The 15,182-nt window shown below is 72.2% G+C and carries 11 protein-coding genes; 6 read left to right on the top strand and 5 right to left on the bottom strand.

Annotation, left to right across the window (positions count from 1 at the left end; translation table 11 throughout):
- Positions 1-8: 8 nt before the first annotated feature.
- Positions 9-1,373 (bottom strand): MBL fold metallo-hydrolase, encoded by a 1,365-nt coding sequence (locus tag Sdia_RS16475; protein WP_189500197.1) that lies wholly within the window; start codon positions 1,371-1,373, stop codon positions 9-11.
- A 745-nt stretch (positions 1,374-2,118) separates the two neighbouring features.
- Complete coding sequence (locus Sdia_RS16470) at positions 2,119-2,703, bottom strand: TetR/AcrR family transcriptional regulator (RefSeq protein ID WP_115069644.1); 585 nt, start codon at positions 2,701-2,703, stop codon at positions 2,119-2,121.
- Positions 2,704-2,852: 149 nt separating this feature from the next.
- Between Sdia_RS16470 and Sdia_RS16465 the strand changes: the two genes are divergently transcribed.
- From Sdia_RS16465 to Sdia_RS16450, 5 genes are all read left to right on the top strand, one after another.
- Positions 2,853-5,405 (top strand): MMPL family transporter, encoded by a 2,553-nt coding sequence (locus tag Sdia_RS16465; protein WP_100457085.1) that lies wholly within the window; start codon positions 2,853-2,855, stop codon positions 5,403-5,405.
- 347 nt (positions 5,406-5,752) lie between these two features.
- Entirely contained in the window at positions 5,753-6,982 is a 1,230-nt protein-coding gene (locus Sdia_RS16460) for an MFS transporter (RefSeq protein WP_189500196.1), read from the top strand.
- A gap of 1 nt (position 6,983) precedes the next feature.
- Positions 6,984-7,406, top strand: coding sequence for a sulfatase-like hydrolase/transferase (locus Sdia_RS30185; RefSeq protein WP_262417692.1), 423 nt, complete (start codon positions 6,984-6,986; stop codon positions 7,404-7,406).
- Positions 7,379-8,758, top strand: coding sequence for a sulfatase-like hydrolase/transferase (locus Sdia_RS16455; protein ID WP_262417691.1), 1,380 nt, complete (start codon positions 7,379-7,381; stop codon positions 8,756-8,758). The genes Sdia_RS30185 and Sdia_RS16455 overlap by 28 nt, the downstream gene beginning before the upstream one ends.
- Positions 8,759-8,832: 74 nt before the next feature.
- Positions 8,833-9,690, top strand: a complete 858-nt coding sequence (locus tag Sdia_RS16450; RefSeq protein WP_258565733.1) for a formylglycine-generating enzyme family protein — start codon at positions 8,833-8,835, stop codon at positions 9,688-9,690.
- Positions 9,691-9,700: 10 nt separating this feature from the next.
- Here Sdia_RS16450 and Sdia_RS16445 read toward each other — a convergent pair whose 3' ends face one another.
- Positions 9,701-11,752, bottom strand: a complete 2,052-nt coding sequence (locus Sdia_RS16445) for a galactose-binding domain-containing protein (RefSeq protein WP_100457081.1) — start codon at positions 11,750-11,752, stop codon at positions 9,701-9,703.
- An 88-nt stretch (positions 11,753-11,840) separates the two neighbouring features.
- Positions 11,841-12,443 carry a TetR/AcrR family transcriptional regulator gene (locus Sdia_RS16440; protein WP_100457080.1) on the bottom strand — a complete coding sequence of 201 codons (603 nt, stop codon included), beginning with the start codon at positions 12,441-12,443 and terminating at the stop codon, positions 11,841-11,843.
- Between the two features lie 1,004 nt (positions 12,444-13,447).
- Here Sdia_RS16440 and Sdia_RS16435 point away from each other — a divergent pair.
- Positions 13,448-14,842, top strand: coding sequence for a GH1 family beta-glucosidase (locus tag Sdia_RS16435; protein WP_100457079.1), 1,395 nt, complete (start codon positions 13,448-13,450; stop codon positions 14,840-14,842).
- Here the strand turns inward: Sdia_RS16435 and Sdia_RS30750 are convergent.
- Positions 14,791-15,012, bottom strand: coding sequence for an ATP-binding cassette domain-containing protein (locus tag Sdia_RS30750; protein ID WP_371874258.1), 222 nt, complete (start codon positions 15,010-15,012; stop codon positions 14,791-14,793). The genes Sdia_RS16435 and Sdia_RS30750 overlap by 52 nt on opposite strands.
- Positions 15,013-15,182: the final 170 nt, after the last annotated feature.

Raw genomic sequence — 15,182 nt, 5'->3', positions numbered from 1 at the left:
TGGGCGTTTCAGCCGGTGAGAACGGTCAGCCCCGCGTCGGCGGCGGCGTCGAAACCGTCATCGACGGCCACGACCCGGCGTCCGGCGGCGTCCAGCAGGGAGGCGGCGATGGCTGCGCGCATCCCGCCCGCGCAGTGCACCCAGACCGTGCCTTCGGGGACCTCGCCGAGCCGGCTGTGCACCTGGTGGATCGGGATGTGGACGGAGCCCTCGATCCAGCCCTCGGCCCGCTCGGAGTCGCGGCGTACGTCGAGCACGACGATCCCGTCGAGATCCTCTGCCGCGAGCCGGGCGAACGTGGCCCGCGGGAACGTGGCCGGGCTCTCCCCCTCGGCAAGCCATGCGGCGGGGCCTCCGGTCGCGGCGGCGGCCGGCCGGTCGATACCGACCCTGACCAGCTCACGCTGGGCGGCGTGCAGTTGTGCGGCACTCTCGGCGAGCAGGGTGACGGGCTTGCCCCACGGAATCAGCCAGGCGAGGTAGGTCGCGAGCTTGCCGTCCGCCTCGAAGTTGAACGATCCGGCCACATGCCCCTCGGTGAAGGCGATCCGGTTCCGCAGATCGACCACCCACTCCCCCGCCGCCAGGCGTGCGGCGATCTCCTGCGGATCGGCCACCGCGGGCGGAGTCAGGTCCACGGGAGCGGGTCCGGCGGCGTTGGCCGGTCCCATGTGGGCGTAGTAGGCGGGAACGTCCTCCAGTCCGGCGAGCAGCTCGGCGACAAAGGTGTCCACGTCCGTGGTGAGCGCCGTGTTCGCGGCCTTCTCCCTGCCGATCGTCGTGGTGTCGCCGTCCGCCTGCGCCGAGGAGCAGAAGCTGCCGAACCCGTGAGTGGGCAGTACCGCCGTGTCGTCGGGCAGGGCGTCGGCCAGGCGGTGCGCGGAGGCGTGCTGCGCACGAGCCAGCTGTTCGGTCAGCCGGGGCTCGACGAGGTCGGGCCGGCCGACCGTGCCGATGAGCAGGGAGCCACCCGTGAACGCGGCGACCGGACGCCCGGCTTCGCGCAGCACGTAGGCGGTGTGATGCGGCGTGTGCCCGGGGGTGGCGACGGCGGTCAGGGTGAGACCGGCTCCCGTGTCGATGTCGACGGTGTCGCCGTCGGAGACCGGGACCCGGGCGAAGGAGACGTTGGCGTCCGCGGGGACAAGGTAGGCGGCTCCGGTGATCCTCGCCAGCTCCAGGCCGCCCGTGAGGTAGTCGTTGTGGACATGGGTCTCCACGACGTGCGAGATGCGCACCCCGCGCCGTGCGGCCGCCGTCAGCACCTGGTCGATGTCCCGGGGCGGGTCGACCGCCACCGCCTCCGAGTCGCCGCCGGCGAGGTAGCTGCGGTTGCCCAGGCCCTCCAGCCCGATCACGTCAACGAAGAACATCTCGACACTCCTTCCACAGGAAACACTTACCCCCAGGGGTATACAACCGACCTTAACACCTTACCCCCGGGGGTATATTCCGCAGCGGCGGACGCGGCAGGACACGGGCACGGCCGAACCCTGGGAATCGCGGGCCGCGAAGCCCGGGAGGCGGCTCGCGCCCCGCGAACGCACGGTGATCACCCAGGCACTCCCCGGCCGGGTACGGCCAGTGGCCCGTGAAGCCCCGGCCGGCCAGGTCGCCGGCTCCCGGCCGGGGCCGACGCACACGGCGCCCTCAAGGCCGGTCCGGGGCACGGCACCGAGCCCCGGACCCCGGCCCGCACGTTTTCCGCGCCGACCGCGGCCGAATCGCGCCAGGGTCGTGAAGCGCCAGGAGGGGCCGCGCCCCCGGGAGCCTCCCTCACCGACAGGTCGCGCTTCGGCCCACGCGTACACGTTCGCGACGACGAACGCGCGGCAGCTCTGACCGGCTTCCCGGCACACCTCGACGAAGCGCTCCACAGGCGATCGGACCGCTCCGTCGCCGACGACCTGGAGTGCGGGGGCTCGGCCGACGTCGAGGCGGCGGGAAGCCGGCGCCGCCTGCGGGCGGTCCCCGGACCACTGCTGGTTCAGGGACAAGGACCACAGCCCGCGCCGCGCCCTCCCCCGACGGCGCGCGCATCTCTTGCGGGCCCCTGCCGCGTGACGGACGGCGCCACGGGGCGCTGCCACCCGTCACCGTCGCGGCCCGCCGGGGAGATCAGGATTCGTCGGGTGCGAGCAGCCGGCGCGTGGCCCCCGCCGCGAACTCGGACACGGTCGCCAGTTCGTCGCCCTGGTCGATCCTGCGGATGCACGCGTCGACGACGGCCTGGAGCACGGCGACGGTCAGCTCGGGCTGCGGCTTGCCCAGGACTCGTACCACCCGGTCGAGCGCCTCGTGCAGCGAGGTGTGCAGGTTCCTCACGCGCTCCCGTGCCGTCGGGGAGAGCGAGCGGCGAGAGAGCGAGGCCCGCCAGCCGTGGGTGCCGCGTGCGGCCTGTTCGAGATTGGCCCGGACGTAGGCGGCCGCCTGGCCCTCGGGCGTGGCCTCGGCCGCCATGGCCCGCTCCACGGCGTCGATCCAGGCGGGGAACTCCCGGGTCACGACGAGTTCGAGCAGGTCCTCGACGGAGTCGACGTAACGGTAGATGCTGTTGCGGGCGATGCCGGCCCGGGCGGCGACCGCCCCGGCGGTGAGGGTCTCCGCGCCGCCCTCTTCGAGGATCGCCTCGGTCGCGTCGATCAACTGGGCGAGCCGCTGGGCCCGGTGCTCACGGACGCTACCGGCTTCGATCTTGGGCATGCTCTCCGTTTCCCCTCGGGCACTGCGCCGTCCCGCGCCAATCTACCCCTGCGCCCAGGGCGCCGAGAGGTCGTGCTTAACTCGAGGCCACACTTGGAGACACCCTGTCTCCAAGTGTCCCCGTCCGTGCAGCCGACTGAAGGCCCCCGATGCAACCGACCAACTCCCGCCTGCTCCGATGTCTTCTGGGTTCGAGGAAACGCGCCGCCGTGGTGGTGGCGTTCTGGATCCTGATCGCGGGTCTCCTCGCCGGGGTCGCCCCGACGCTGGAGTCCGTGGAGGACAACGCCTCCGCCAACCTTCCGCCCGCGGCCTCCGACTCCATGAAGGCCCGCGACCTCGTGCGCGCGCAGCTACCGGGCCAGGACGCGACGCCGGCGATCGTCGTGGTACGCGGCGAGGGCGCCGACGCCGCGGCGAGCGCCCAGCAGGCCGTCACCCGCATCACCGCCGCCCTGTCGGAGTCCACCCGGCCCGACCAGGTCGCGAGCGTGATCTCCACGGTGAGCGCCCCCGACGCCGCGGCCGAGCTCGTTTCGCGCGACCGCAGTGCGCAGCTACTCGTCGTCCCCATGACCGGAAGCCCCTCGGACGAGTCCTTCCAGAACGCGGTCGACAAGGTACGTTCCCTCGTGTCCGACCGTGCGGGGCCCACCGAGGTCGCCGTGACCGGCCCCGCCGGGATCGCCACCGACACCGTGAAGGTCTTCAGCGGCGGCGACAGGATCCTGCTCGCCGCCACCATCCTGCTCGTCCTGGTCATCCTCCTGGCGATCTACCGCTCGCCCCTGATGGCGCTCGTGCCGCTGGTCGCCGTGGGCGTGGCGATGCGCGTGGCGGAGACCGTCGGCGCCCTCCTCGCGGACGCCGGACTCATCACGGTCAGCTCCCAGACCGCCTCGATCATGACGGTGCTGCTGTTCGGGGTGGGCACGGACTACGCGCTGATCATCACCGTCCGCTACCGCGAGGCGCTCCTCGACGAGCCGGACCGGGCGCGCGCGATGCGGACGGCCGTGCACCGGACGGCCGAATCAGTCCTGGCCAGCGCCTCCACCATCGTGCTCGCCATGTTCGCCCTGCTGGTGGCCGCCTCCCCCGCGCTGCGCGGCTTCGGCCCTTACCTCGCCCTCGGCGTCGCCGTCATGGCGCTGGTGGCGTTCACCCTCATCCCCGCTCTGGTCCTCCTGCTGGGGCGGGGCGTCTTCTGGCCTGGCGGCGTGGACAAGGCCGCCGAGCGCGGTCGCGGCGCGGGCGTCTGGCACCGCGTCGCCGCGCTCGTCGCCAAGGCGCCGGTCCGGGTGGCGTCGGCGGTGGTCGCGCTGCTCGTGGTGCTGAGCGCGGGACTGCTCGGCTACCAGGAGAGCTTCAACACTCTCAGCGGCTTCAGGACCGCCACCGAGTCGGAACGCGGACAGCACCTCATCCAGGAAGAGTTCGGGCCCGGCGAGATCGCCCCCAGCACGGTCGTCGTCCGCTCCCACGAAGACCTCCGCTCCGGCTCCGCACCCGCCGAGATCGCCGCCGGCATCGCCGACGCCGGCCATGTGAGCCGGGTCGGGGAGCATCCCCGCTTCGCCGAGGACGGCACAACCGTCTTCTACGACGTCGTGCTCGACCTCGACCCGTACAGCTCCGAGGCGCTCGACGCGATCGCTCCACTCCAGGAGGCCGCGCGCACCGCGGCCGACGCGGCCGGGGTGCAGGACGCCACGGTCCTGGTCGGAGGGGAGACCGCGCAGAACGCCGACATCCGCTCCGCCCTCGACCACGACACGACCCTGATCGCGCTCCTGGTCCTGGCCATCGTGACCGCGGTCCTCGCGCTGCTGCTGCGCTCGGTCCTCGCCCCGCTCTACCTGGTCGCGACACTCGTCCTGTCGTTCCTGGCCACCCTGGGCGTCACCACCTTCTTCACGGTGACGGTCCTCGGCGACGAAGGCATCGGCAACCGCGTCACCGCGTACATCTTCATCTTCCTCATCGCACTCGGCGTCGACTACAACATCTTCATCATGAGCCGGTTCAAACAGGAGCTGCGCACCCGTCCCCCGGCCGCGGCCGTCACCGCCGCCCTGACCCGCACCGGCGGCGTCGTCTCCTCCGCCGGCCTCATCCTCGCGGCGACCTTCGCCGTCCTGATGACCCAGCCGATCCGCGAGCTGTTCCAGTTCGGCTTCGCCATGGCCTTCGGCATCCTGCTGGACACCTTCCTCATCCGCCCGCTCCTGGTCCCCGCCCTCGTCCGCCTGCTCGGCGACCGCGCCCTGTGGCCCTCCCGCCCCGGCACCCCGCAGACGCCTTCCGCGCCCCGCACGGAACCGCCTGCCGCCGACGCGCCGGCCGCACGGGTGCCCGAAGGCGGCTCCGGGCGACTGCTGCGCGCGTTCACCTGGATCGCGGTCGTCGAAGCGTGCACGTGGGCAGGTCTGCTGGTGGGGATGTACTTCAAGTACGTCCCCGAAACCACCGAACTCGGCGTGCGGATCTTCGGCACCCTCCACGGCGCCGCCTTCGTCGTCTACGTCCTCCTGACCGTCCTGGTCGCGGTCCGGCTGAAGTGGCGGCTGGGCCGGACGACGATCCTCGCTCTGCTGGCAGCGATACCCCCGTTCATGACCATCGCCTTCGAGGTCTGGGCCCGCCGCACAGGCCGCCTCCCCGGGCGGGCCGTGACCGCGAAGCGCACGTACGGTCCCTAGCTCGCGGTAGCTCGTACAGAGCCCCCGGCGCCGTGCGGCGCCGGGGGCTCTCCGGTCGCCTTCCGTGGCCCGGAGGGTGAGGGCTCGCGCCGGAACGGAGCGTGGAGCCGAACCTGAGGCCGGGCGCCGAGGGCGGTGCGCGGCCGCGGCCCGGTCAGGCCCCGCCCGGGTCCGTCTCCGGCAAGCTCTCCGGTCGCCCTCCGCCCCACCCTCCGAACGGCCAATTGGTCGCTCGTCCAAGACGATTGACCAGTCCTTGGGCGCCACCTAAACTCCCGGGACCCGCTCGGACCAGGAGGCGCCGGTGACCGCACCGTCCGAAGACCCGGCCCGGCTCCCTGGAACCGATGCGTCCGGCAGCAGCCCCCTCGGTGCCCGGCACCGCTGTCACCCTGGCGTGGCTGTGGCTGTTCGCACTGGCCTGGCTCGGGTTCTGGCTACTGGTGATGCTGCCCAGTCAGGTCATGCTCGCCCAGTTGGCCCGCGCCATCGATCCGGATCAGAAGGTCCGCCTGGCCAGCGTCTTCCAGGGCGTCCTGCTGGTCAGCATCGTCGTGGCGGTGCCTCTGGCGGGCTTCCTCTGCGACCGCACCCGCCTGGCCTGGGGGCGTCGACGCGTGTGGGCGCTGAGCGGGTTCGTTCTCGCCGCACTCGCCTTCGCCCTCGTCGGCCAGATCGACTCGGTGCCGGTGGTGTGCGGCCTGCTCGTGCTCGTCGCGATCGGGCAAGCCTGCGTTCTGGTGGCCCTGAGCGCGATGATCGCCGACCAGGTGCCCGTGAACCAGCGCGGCCGGGCCTCGGCCGCCTTCGGTGTGCCTCAAGTGATCGCGCTGGCGGGCGGTATGGCGCTGGTCACCGAGGTCATCGACGACGTGCCCACCGCGTGGTGGATGATCGCCCTGCTCGCCCTGGCCTGCTGTCTGCCCTTCCTGCTCGGCGTCGGCGAACCGGCGCCGTCCCCGCAGGCCGGACCGGCCGGGAGCCTGCTGCACGATCTGACGCCGCCCCGTCCGCGCCGGGCGCCGGACTACTACTGGGCCATGACCACGCGAGTGCTGGTCAACGCCGGCAACCTGGTCGGCACGGCGTATCTGCTCTACTACGTCGAGGATGTGCTCCACCGGCCCGACCCGGAGAGCGCGGCACTCACGCTCACCCTCGTCTACCTGCTGTTCTGCGTGGTCGCCACGTACGCCGCGGGCCTGGTCTCCGACCGTATGCCGCGGCGCAAGCCGCTGGTGCTCGTCAGCGCCGTACTGCAGAGCGCCGCGGCACTGAGCCTGGCCGTCTCACCGACGTGGCAGGCGGCGCTGCTGGCCGCGGCCCTCCTCGGCGTCGGGTACGGCGCCTTCCTCTCGGTCGACCAGGTGCTCACCACCGACGTCCTGCCCGACGAACGCACCCGTGCCCGCGATCTGGGCCTGGTCAACGCCGCTCAGAACCTGCCGATCGCGCCCGTGGTCGGCTTCACGGTCCTCACCCTCACCAACGAGAACTACCGCGCCCTCTATGCCGCCAGCGCACTGATCGTGATGCTCGGCGCCTGGTCGGTGACGCGGATAAGGTCGGTGTCCTGACATGCGCGCCATCTTCGTGCTCTTCGACACACTCAACCGGCGGTTCCTGCCCCCGTACGGGGCGAAGGACGTCGTCGCCCCGCACTTCGCCGATCTCGCCGGGCGCAGCGTGACCTTCGACAACGCGTACGGGGGCTCGATGCCCTGTATGCCGGCCCGTCGCGAACTGCACACCGGGCGGCACAACTTCCTGCACCGGGGCTGGGGCCCTCTGGAGCCGTTCGACGACTCGATGCCCGAACTGCTCAGCCGGGCCGGCGTCTACACGCACCTGGTCACCGACCATCAGCACTACTGGGCCGACGGCGGGGCGACCTACCATCCGCGGTTCCGGACCTTCGAGTTCTTCCGGGGCCAGGAAGGCGACGAGTGGAAGGGCACGTCGCCGATCCGCCCGTGCCCGACAACCAGGCGCCGACGGTGACGAACGGGGATCTGCGCCGGCAGGACCGGGTCAACCGGCTCTACATGACCAGCGAGGCGGAGCACCCGCAGACACGCACCTTCGACGCCGGGCTGCACTTCATCCGCACCAACGCCGACGAGGACAACTGGTTCCTCCAGATCGAGACCTTCGACCCGCACGAGCCCTTCTTCACCTACGACGACTACCGGAAGCTCTACGACACCGCCTACGACGGGCCCGAACTGGACTGGCCCGACTACGTGCGGGTCCGCGAGCCGCAGGAGACCGTCGACCGCACCCGCTCGCTCTACTCGGCGCTGCTCACCATGTGCGACCACAGCCTGGGCCGGGTGCTGGCCGCCATGGACGAGCACGCCATGTGGGACGACACGATGCTGATCGTGGGCACCGACCACGGTTTCCTGCTCGGCGAGCACGACTGGTGGGGCAAGAACACACCGCCGTACTTCCAGGAGACCATTCACCTGCCGCTGTTCGTGTGGGACCCGCGCTCGCGCCGCAGCGACGAGCGGCGCACCTCGCTGGTGCAGACGATCGACCTCGCCCCGACCCTGCTCGACTACTTCGGACAGCCCGTGCCCCCTGATATGCAGGGCGCGGCCCTCGCGCACACCGTCGCGTGCGACGCGCCCGTCCGTGAGGCCGGCCTGTTCGGCATCTTCGGTGGACACGTCAACGTCACCGACGGCCGCTGGGTCTATCTGCGCGCCCCGGCGCGGCCCGGCAACCAGCCACTCTCGGAGTACACCCTGATGCCCACCCTCATGCGCGGCCGGATGCCGGTCGAGGTCCTGCGCGAGGCCACTCTCGCCCCTCCGTTCAAGTTCACCAAGGGCGTGTCGCCGCTGCGGGTGGCCGGCACCGCCTACACCGACCCTCACGCCTTCGGTTCGATGCTCTTCGACCTCGGCACCGACCCGGGGCAGCGGCGCCCGGTGATCGACGACGAGCAGGAGTTGCGCATGGCCACCCTGATGCGCGACCTGATGGTCGCGAGCGAGGCGCCCGCCGAGCAGTTCGAGCGCATGGGGCTGCCGGCGACCGGACCGCTGGCCCAAGAGCACCTGCTCTGCCGCGAGCAGGCCGGCCAGGTGGAGACCAGCCGCCGGCGACCGCTGCGGGCCGAGGACTTCCCCAGGTCCAGGATCGACGTGACCACACCGATCTCGACGCTGCTGGCCGAGCCCGCCGCGGTCTCGGTCCTCCGGGCCCATCTGGGCGACCTCGTCGACGGACCACTGCCCGGGGAGGTGCTCGAGTTGGGGCTGCTGGACGTCGCCGGCGTGGCCGTCGGACTCATCCCCACCGCCACACTCCACCGGATCGCCGACGAGCTGGCCGAACTGTGAGCGGCCCCTGCTGCTCACCCGGGCGCGGCGGTGAGGGCGGGGAGGAAGCGGCCGAGCCGGTGGAACCAGCCGCCGTGGACCACCCCGACCGTGCTCCAGGCCACGGCGCCGAGCCGCCGGACCACGCGGTGCGGCTTTGCGGGGGCACCTTCCGGATGGGCAGCGACGAGGGGCTGGGCCATCCCGAGGACCTGGAAGGGCCCGCCCGTGCCGTGACGGTCGGCCCCTTCGCCGTCGCCGCGACGACGGTCACCACCGTCCAGTGGGCGGCGTTCGCCGAGGAGACCGGGCACGTCTCCGACGCCGAACGTTTCGGCTGGTCCCACGTCTTCCACCTGCACCTGCCGCCCGCCGTCGCGGCACGCGCGCCCCGGGTCCGGTCGGCACCGTGGTGGTGCGCGGTCCACGGCGCGAGCTGGCGGCATCCCGAGGGCCCCGGGTCCGGCCTGGCAGGTCGCGAAGACCACCCCGCCGTGCACCTGTCCTGGCGCGACGCGCGGGCCTGGTGCGCGTGGGCCGGCGGCCGGCTGCCGACCGAGGCGGAGTGGGAGTACGCCGCCCGAGGCGGACTCGAGGGCGCGCGCTACCCGTGGGGCGACGACCTGCGCCCCGGCGGGGAGCACCGGTGCAACATCTGGCAGGGCGACTTCCCCCACCGCGGCCCAGCCGCCGACGGCTGGGCCGGCACCGCCCCGGTCACGACCTACGCTCCCAACGGGTTCGGCCTCTTCCAGACCGTCGGCAACGTGTGGGAGTGGTGTGCCGATGCGTGGCGCGGCGGCCGGGTGATCAAGGGCGGTTCGTTCCTGTGCCACGACTCCTGGTGCAACCGCTACCGTGTGGCCGCGCGGTCGGTCAACGAGGAGGACGCGTCGGCCGCCAACGCCGGCTTCCGGTGCGTCTGGGACCTTCCGGGCCCGGACGCACCGTAGGCGGCGGCACTCACCGTGCGTGGACGGCCACCTCCCACAGCGAGTAGCCGTACTCGGTGGCCCGGCCGGTGCCGTGCACGCGCAGGTACCGGGCGGTCGTCGGGGGGAACACGGCGGTCTCCACTCCGCCGCGCCCCTCCGTGGTCCGCCACACCGTGCGCCAGTTCCGGTTGTCCTCGGACACTTCGACGCGGTAGGCGGCGGCGTGGGCCTTCTCCCAGTCCAGTACCACCCGTCCGACGGGCTGGGGGCTTCGCAGGTCGACCGACCACCACTGGTCGTCGCTCCAGTCGCTGGCCCACCGGGTGGCGGAGTTCCCGTCGACGGCCCGGTCGGGCCGGTAGCTGGTGACGAGTGAGAACTCGCTGCTGCTGGCCGACGCGGCACCGCTCCGGGCCAGGTCGGCCGGCCGGTCCCAGGTACGGGTGGCCTTCCACGTGTCCAGGTAGGACTGCGCGCCGTGCAGCAGTTCGTCGACGACCGGGTCACCGCCGAGATGGCGGACATCCTCGATCCAGTCCGGAATCAGTCCGACGTGGGCGCCGCCGTCGGTGTTGACGTCCCACACCCGCTCGCCGGTGTGCTGGCGGTCCACCAGCGGGCCCTGGGGATAGGACCGGAACGGGTAGGTGACCTTGTCGGGCGCGTCGGCCCCGCGGGGCGCGGGGTGGCTGCCCAGTCCGTTGAAGTCGGTCCCGTAGCCGAGCCCGACGCCGTACTTCTCGCGCAGGTCGGCGGTGGCCGCCGTGTCCTCGACGAACGCCTCCGAGTCCATGTCGTAGGAGCCGACGAAGCCGCCCATCCGGTACAGCCGCTCGGTCCAGCCGCGGTCCATCCAGCTGTGGCTGGAGACGATCCCCGGGTACCGCACCGACTCCATGATGTCCATCGCCCGGCCCGCGGCCTTGACGCTCATGTGGTCGACCTCGACCATCATGCCCCGGTCCATCATCGCGTTGAGGGCGTACTCACCGAGCCGGGTCAGCCCGCGGGTGTTGCACTGGGCGTTCTCGTCGTACTCCGGCACGCTGGTCCCGCGTGGCAGCTCGGCCTCGATCTCGGGCACCCTGGCCGAGCCGATCGGGTTGTCGTGCTGGGGCCCGGTGCACTTCTCGGTCTGCCAGAAGGTGCCGGTGGAGAGGAACTGGCCGACGTTGATGATGGTGCCCGTCGTCCCCTCGTCGAAGCGCACCCCGCACAGCGCGTTGTCGAACTTGTGGCACAGGAACATGCTGCTCACGCCGAGCGCGTCGAGTTCGTCGAGCCCCTTGTCGATGTCGGCCTTGCTGCACTGGGCGACACCGAGGACCTGCTTGCAGCCGAACGGCTCGGAGGTCTCCATCCCGAGGACCACGGCCAGCTTGCCCGCTTCGACCACCTGGCGTGCCTGCTCGGGCGACTTCACGATCCGGAACCAGCCCTTGCCGGAACCGCCGAACATCTTGTCGACGTAGTCCTGCATCTCGTAGGTCTTCTCGGCCTGCAGGCGGACGGACTCCATCTCGTCACAGCCCCGGTCGCGTACGTAGATCGAGCAGATGACGCCGTTGGACGTGAGGTCCGTGACCAGGACACGCTGGCCGGCCCGCCAGGCGCGCTCCAGCCAGGCGTAGTAGTTCTGCTGGTGCGACATCGTGGTCGAGCTGGGCCAGTCCTCGAACGTCGGCCAGCCCACGGGGTCGTGGTGGCCGTCAGGGTCGACGGTGAGGTTCTCCAGCAGCGCGCCGGCCCCGTCGGGGTAGTGCTCGGGGCAGTCCTTCAGGGCGTCGGCGACTCCCTTGTCGGAGAACGGTTTGCCGCAGACCAGCTTGCCGCCGAAGGCCTCGTTGGTCATCAGGTGGTTGTGGGTGTCGACGAATCCGCGTACGTCGCCGTTCGCGTCGGTGCCCGTGAACGGCTCGCCGCTCACGTCGATCCGAGAGTCGGGGGCGGGCCGGTCGACCGGCTCCCACCAGGGACGCTCGGCGGCACCGGCCCCGCCGGCACCCAGGCCGGAGAGCAGAAGTGCGGCGACGAGTGACAGGACAAGGGCGGCCGTGCCACCCGGACGCGCTCTCTTCATGGGCTCTCCCGAGGCATGAGGTGGAGCGCACCCTAGAGTTGGTCAACTGTCCGGGTCAAGAGTCCCAGTTGAGCCACCAGCGCCTGGCTCAGGCCGGGCGCGCGAGCCCCGCCACGTGTCGGGCGACGAGTTCGAGCGCCTCACCGGCCGCGGCGGCGTTCCCCTCGTTGAGGTAGAGCAGCGTCACGCCGTCGAGCGCCGCCGTGACGTAGCGCGCCAGTACGGGCACCGGCGCGTCCCACTCCAGCCGCTTCCCGTCGTCGTCGGTGAGCGCCTCGATGAGGCGGGTGTTGGCCGCCAGGTAGGTCTGGTACTGCCGCTCCGCGACGGCGGCCAGGCCGGACTGCCGCGCCGCGTAGTGCGTCAGTTCGTAGGTGAGGCGGTGCTGGCCCGGCTCCTCGACCACATGCTGCCAGTAGGCGCGCATCCCGCGCCGCAGCCGCCCCTCCAGGTCACCGGGGCCGGTCACCTCCGACAGCGCCCGCTCCAGCGTGTGGCTGGTGATGACCTCGATGACCTCGACCAGCAGCTCCTCCTTGGAACGGAAGCAGTAGTGGAAGGAGCCCAGCGGCATGTCCGCCTCGGCCACGATCGCGCGGGTCGTGGCGGCCGAGACCCCCTCCCTGACCATGACCGCGATCGCGGCGTCGACCAGCCGCCCGCGTCGTTCGCTCGCCGCCATCCGGCTCATGAATCGGCTCCTCACTCGTGTACGGGGGGCACGGGGCGCGCCCCTCCGCGTCAGGTGCCATTCTCCTCGACTGTGTCCTGGACGCGTGACCAAGACGGTTGACCCGACTTCCGGCCGCTGCCATAGTCGCGCCACCGACCGACTCGTCCGCCGGAGGCTGCGATGACCACGCGCTGGGAGAACCGGGCCCGCACCGCATCGGCCACACCGGACCGGGCCGTCGCTCCCGCCCGCGCCGAGGAGGTCACCGCCGGGCCCGGCCGGTCCGGGGCACCGGCGTTCTCGTTGCCCGAAGTGCCCTGGCGTGCCGCGGAGTTGAAGGGCGTGGCGGTCGGCAGCCCCGCCGTCGGCACAACGACCGTCGCCCGGCTCGCCCGGGGCGAGGTGCCGGCTTCCCGCGTGACGCTCCTGGCCGGCTTCCCGGCGCACCTCGGCCTGATCGACGAGGTCCTCGCCGGCCTCGCGACCGGCGCCCCGCCGGCTGCCCGCGTCGAGGTCGGCGCCTGGCCGTGGCCGGCCGGGGGCCGCGCGCGCGTCGGCGCCCGGCCCTTCCCCGCACACACCGCTCGCGCCGCACGGGACGAGGCGCGAGCGGCGGTCGCCAGGCCCCGGCCGCACCTCGTGAGCGTGACGGCCTACGAGGGGCGGCTCGCCGGCATCGGCGCCGCCCGTCCCGGACAGGGGCGGCGGCATCGCCCGCACCACCGACCTGCTGACCGTGGGTGCCCCGAGCCGCCCGGAGCTGACCTCCCTCCCGCGCGCCCGGCACCTGGCACGGATGCCCCGCAGCGCGCCTTGCCCCTTCGCCGGCCGGCGGGACGACACCGGAGGTGCCCCGCGCGCCGGGGCGGCGACCAGGTCGGGCACCGGCCTGCGAACCGTGCGGACTGCGAGCACCCGTCCGCATCACGCCTCGTCGTGGGCGGCCGCGTCGCCGACACCGTCCCCGCCTACCGGGCCACCACCCAGGATGTCTCTGACCGTCAGCCGCGAAAGGTGTGACCATGACCGGATTCCCCCGCCTGCCCGAGGACTTCGTCGTCGGGGTGTCCACGGCGTCGTACCAGATCGAGGGTGCCGCCGCCGAGGAGGGCAAGGGGCCCTCCATCTGGGACACGTTCTGCGCCGAGCCCGGCAGGATCAGGAACGGCGAGACCGGTGAGGTCGCCTGCGACCACTACCACCGGTCGAAGGAGGACGTCGCCTTGATACGGGAGCTGGGAGTGGACTCCTACCGCTTCTCGATCTCATGGCCGCGCGTCATGCCGTCCGGCGCGGGACATGTCAATGCCGCCGGTCTGGACTTCTACGACCGGCTCGTCGACGACCTGCTGGCCGCCGGCGTCACTCCGGCGGCGACCCTGTACCACTGGGACCTCCCCCAGGCGCTGCAGGACCGAGGCGGCTGGCAGGTGCGGGAGACGGCTCAGCGCATGGCGGACTACGCCACCGTGGTCGCCGAACGGCTCGGCGACCGGGTCGGGATGTGGATGCCGGTCAACGAGCCGGTGGTGGCCACGATGTTCGGGCACGCGGTCGGCACCCACGCCCCCGGCCTGGCTCTCGGCTTCGACGCGCTGCCTGTGGCCCACCACCTGCTCCTGGGCCACGGCCTCACCGTGCAGGCACTGCGCGCCGCCGGCGTCGGCAACATCGGCATCGCCTCCAACCACGCCCCCACCTGGCCGGCGACCGGATCCGACGCCGACCGGGAGGCCGCCGAGTCCTACGACACCCTGGTCAACTGGCTCTTCGCCGATCCGGTCCTGTGCGGCACCTACCCCGACGAGCTGCTCGCCTCGCTGATGCCCGGCCACGCCGACGGCACCCTCGCCGCGGACCTGGAGATCATCTCCACACCACTGGACTGGTTCGGGGTGAACTACTACCAGCCGGTGCCCGTCGGCACCCCCGGCTCCGCGTCCGCGAGCTCACCCGCTCTGGAGGGCGCCGCCCTGCCCGAAGGCCTGCCGTTCGAACCCCGTGTCCTGCCCGACGTGCCCACGACCGGCCTGGACTGGGCCGTCGTGCCCGACGGACTGCACGAGATCCTGACCACGTTCGCGCGGCGGTACGGCGACCGGCTGCCGCCGCTCTACATCACCGAGAGCGGCTGCGCCTTCCACGACCGTCCGGCCGCGGACGGCGCGGTCCGCGACCCACAGCGCGTCGCCTACCACCGCGACCACCTCGCCGCGGTGGCCCGGGCGATCGGGGACGGCGTCGACGTGCGGGGGTACTTCGCGTGGTCGCTGCTGGACAACTTCGAGTGGGCCCTGGGCTACGAGCCGCGGTTCGGCCTGGTCCACGTCGACTACGACACCCAGGTGCGGACGCCCAAGGACTCCTACCGCTGGTTCCAGGAGCACCTGTCCGCACGACGTCGGTCGGGCCGGTAGGCAGCGGACCCGAGCAGACGGAGACGAGGGTTCGGTGCGGTCCGTCCGGAGCACCGGCGTCCGCGGGACGGACTCGCACCCGAACCGGCCGCACCTCGCAAGGTCGACTTCCCCGAACCGTTGCCGCCGACCACCGCCAGGACGTCACCGGCCGCGACCTCCATGTCCACGTTTCTGAGGATCCACCGTCCCCCGCCGTACCGCTTCCCGACCGCCTCGCCACATCACCACTCGCCTCCTCACCGTGGCCTGCTCACTGCTCCCTCCACCATGGCGGACGGGCTCGGCAGTCGGCCTCACCGGCAGGTGGAAACCCTGAGGAACGGGTCCTCCACCGGGA

This window comes from Streptomyces diastaticus subsp. diastaticus (assembly GCF_011170125.1).
In the GTDB taxonomy this organism is placed as follows: domain Bacteria; phylum Actinomycetota; class Actinomycetes; order Streptomycetales; family Streptomycetaceae; genus Streptomyces; species Streptomyces diastaticus.
This window is presented reverse-complemented; position numbering and strand designations above follow the sequence as displayed.

Excerpts from the sequence above, each read along its gene's own strand:
- Sdia_RS16465 (WP_100457085.1), top strand. The coding sequence starts at position 2,853 with ATGCAACCGACCAACTCCCGCCTGCTCCGATGTCTTCTGGGTTCGAGG.
- Sdia_RS16440 (WP_100457080.1), bottom strand. The coding sequence starts at position 12,443 with ATGAGCCGGATGGCGGCGAGCGAACGACGCGGGCGGCTGGTCGACGCC.
- Sdia_RS16475 (WP_189500197.1), bottom strand. The coding sequence starts at position 1,373 with ATGTTCTTCGTTGACGTGATCGGGCTGGAGGGCCTGGGCAACCGCAGC.
- Sdia_RS16460 (WP_189500196.1), top strand. The coding sequence starts at position 5,753 with ATGCGTCCGGCAGCAGCCCCCTCGGTGCCCGGCACCGCTGTCACCCTG.
- Sdia_RS30185 (WP_262417692.1), top strand. The coding sequence starts at position 6,984 with ATGCGCGCCATCTTCGTGCTCTTCGACACACTCAACCGGCGGTTCCTG.
- Sdia_RS16435 (WP_100457079.1), top strand. The coding sequence starts at position 13,448 with ATGACCGGATTCCCCCGCCTGCCCGAGGACTTCGTCGTCGGGGTGTCC.
- Sdia_RS16470 (WP_115069644.1), bottom strand. The coding sequence starts at position 2,703 with ATGCCCAAGATCGAAGCCGGTAGCGTCCGTGAGCACCGGGCCCAGCGG.
- Sdia_RS16445 (WP_100457081.1), bottom strand. The coding sequence starts at position 11,752 with ATGAAGAGAGCGCGTCCGGGTGGCACGGCCGCCCTTGTCCTGTCACTC.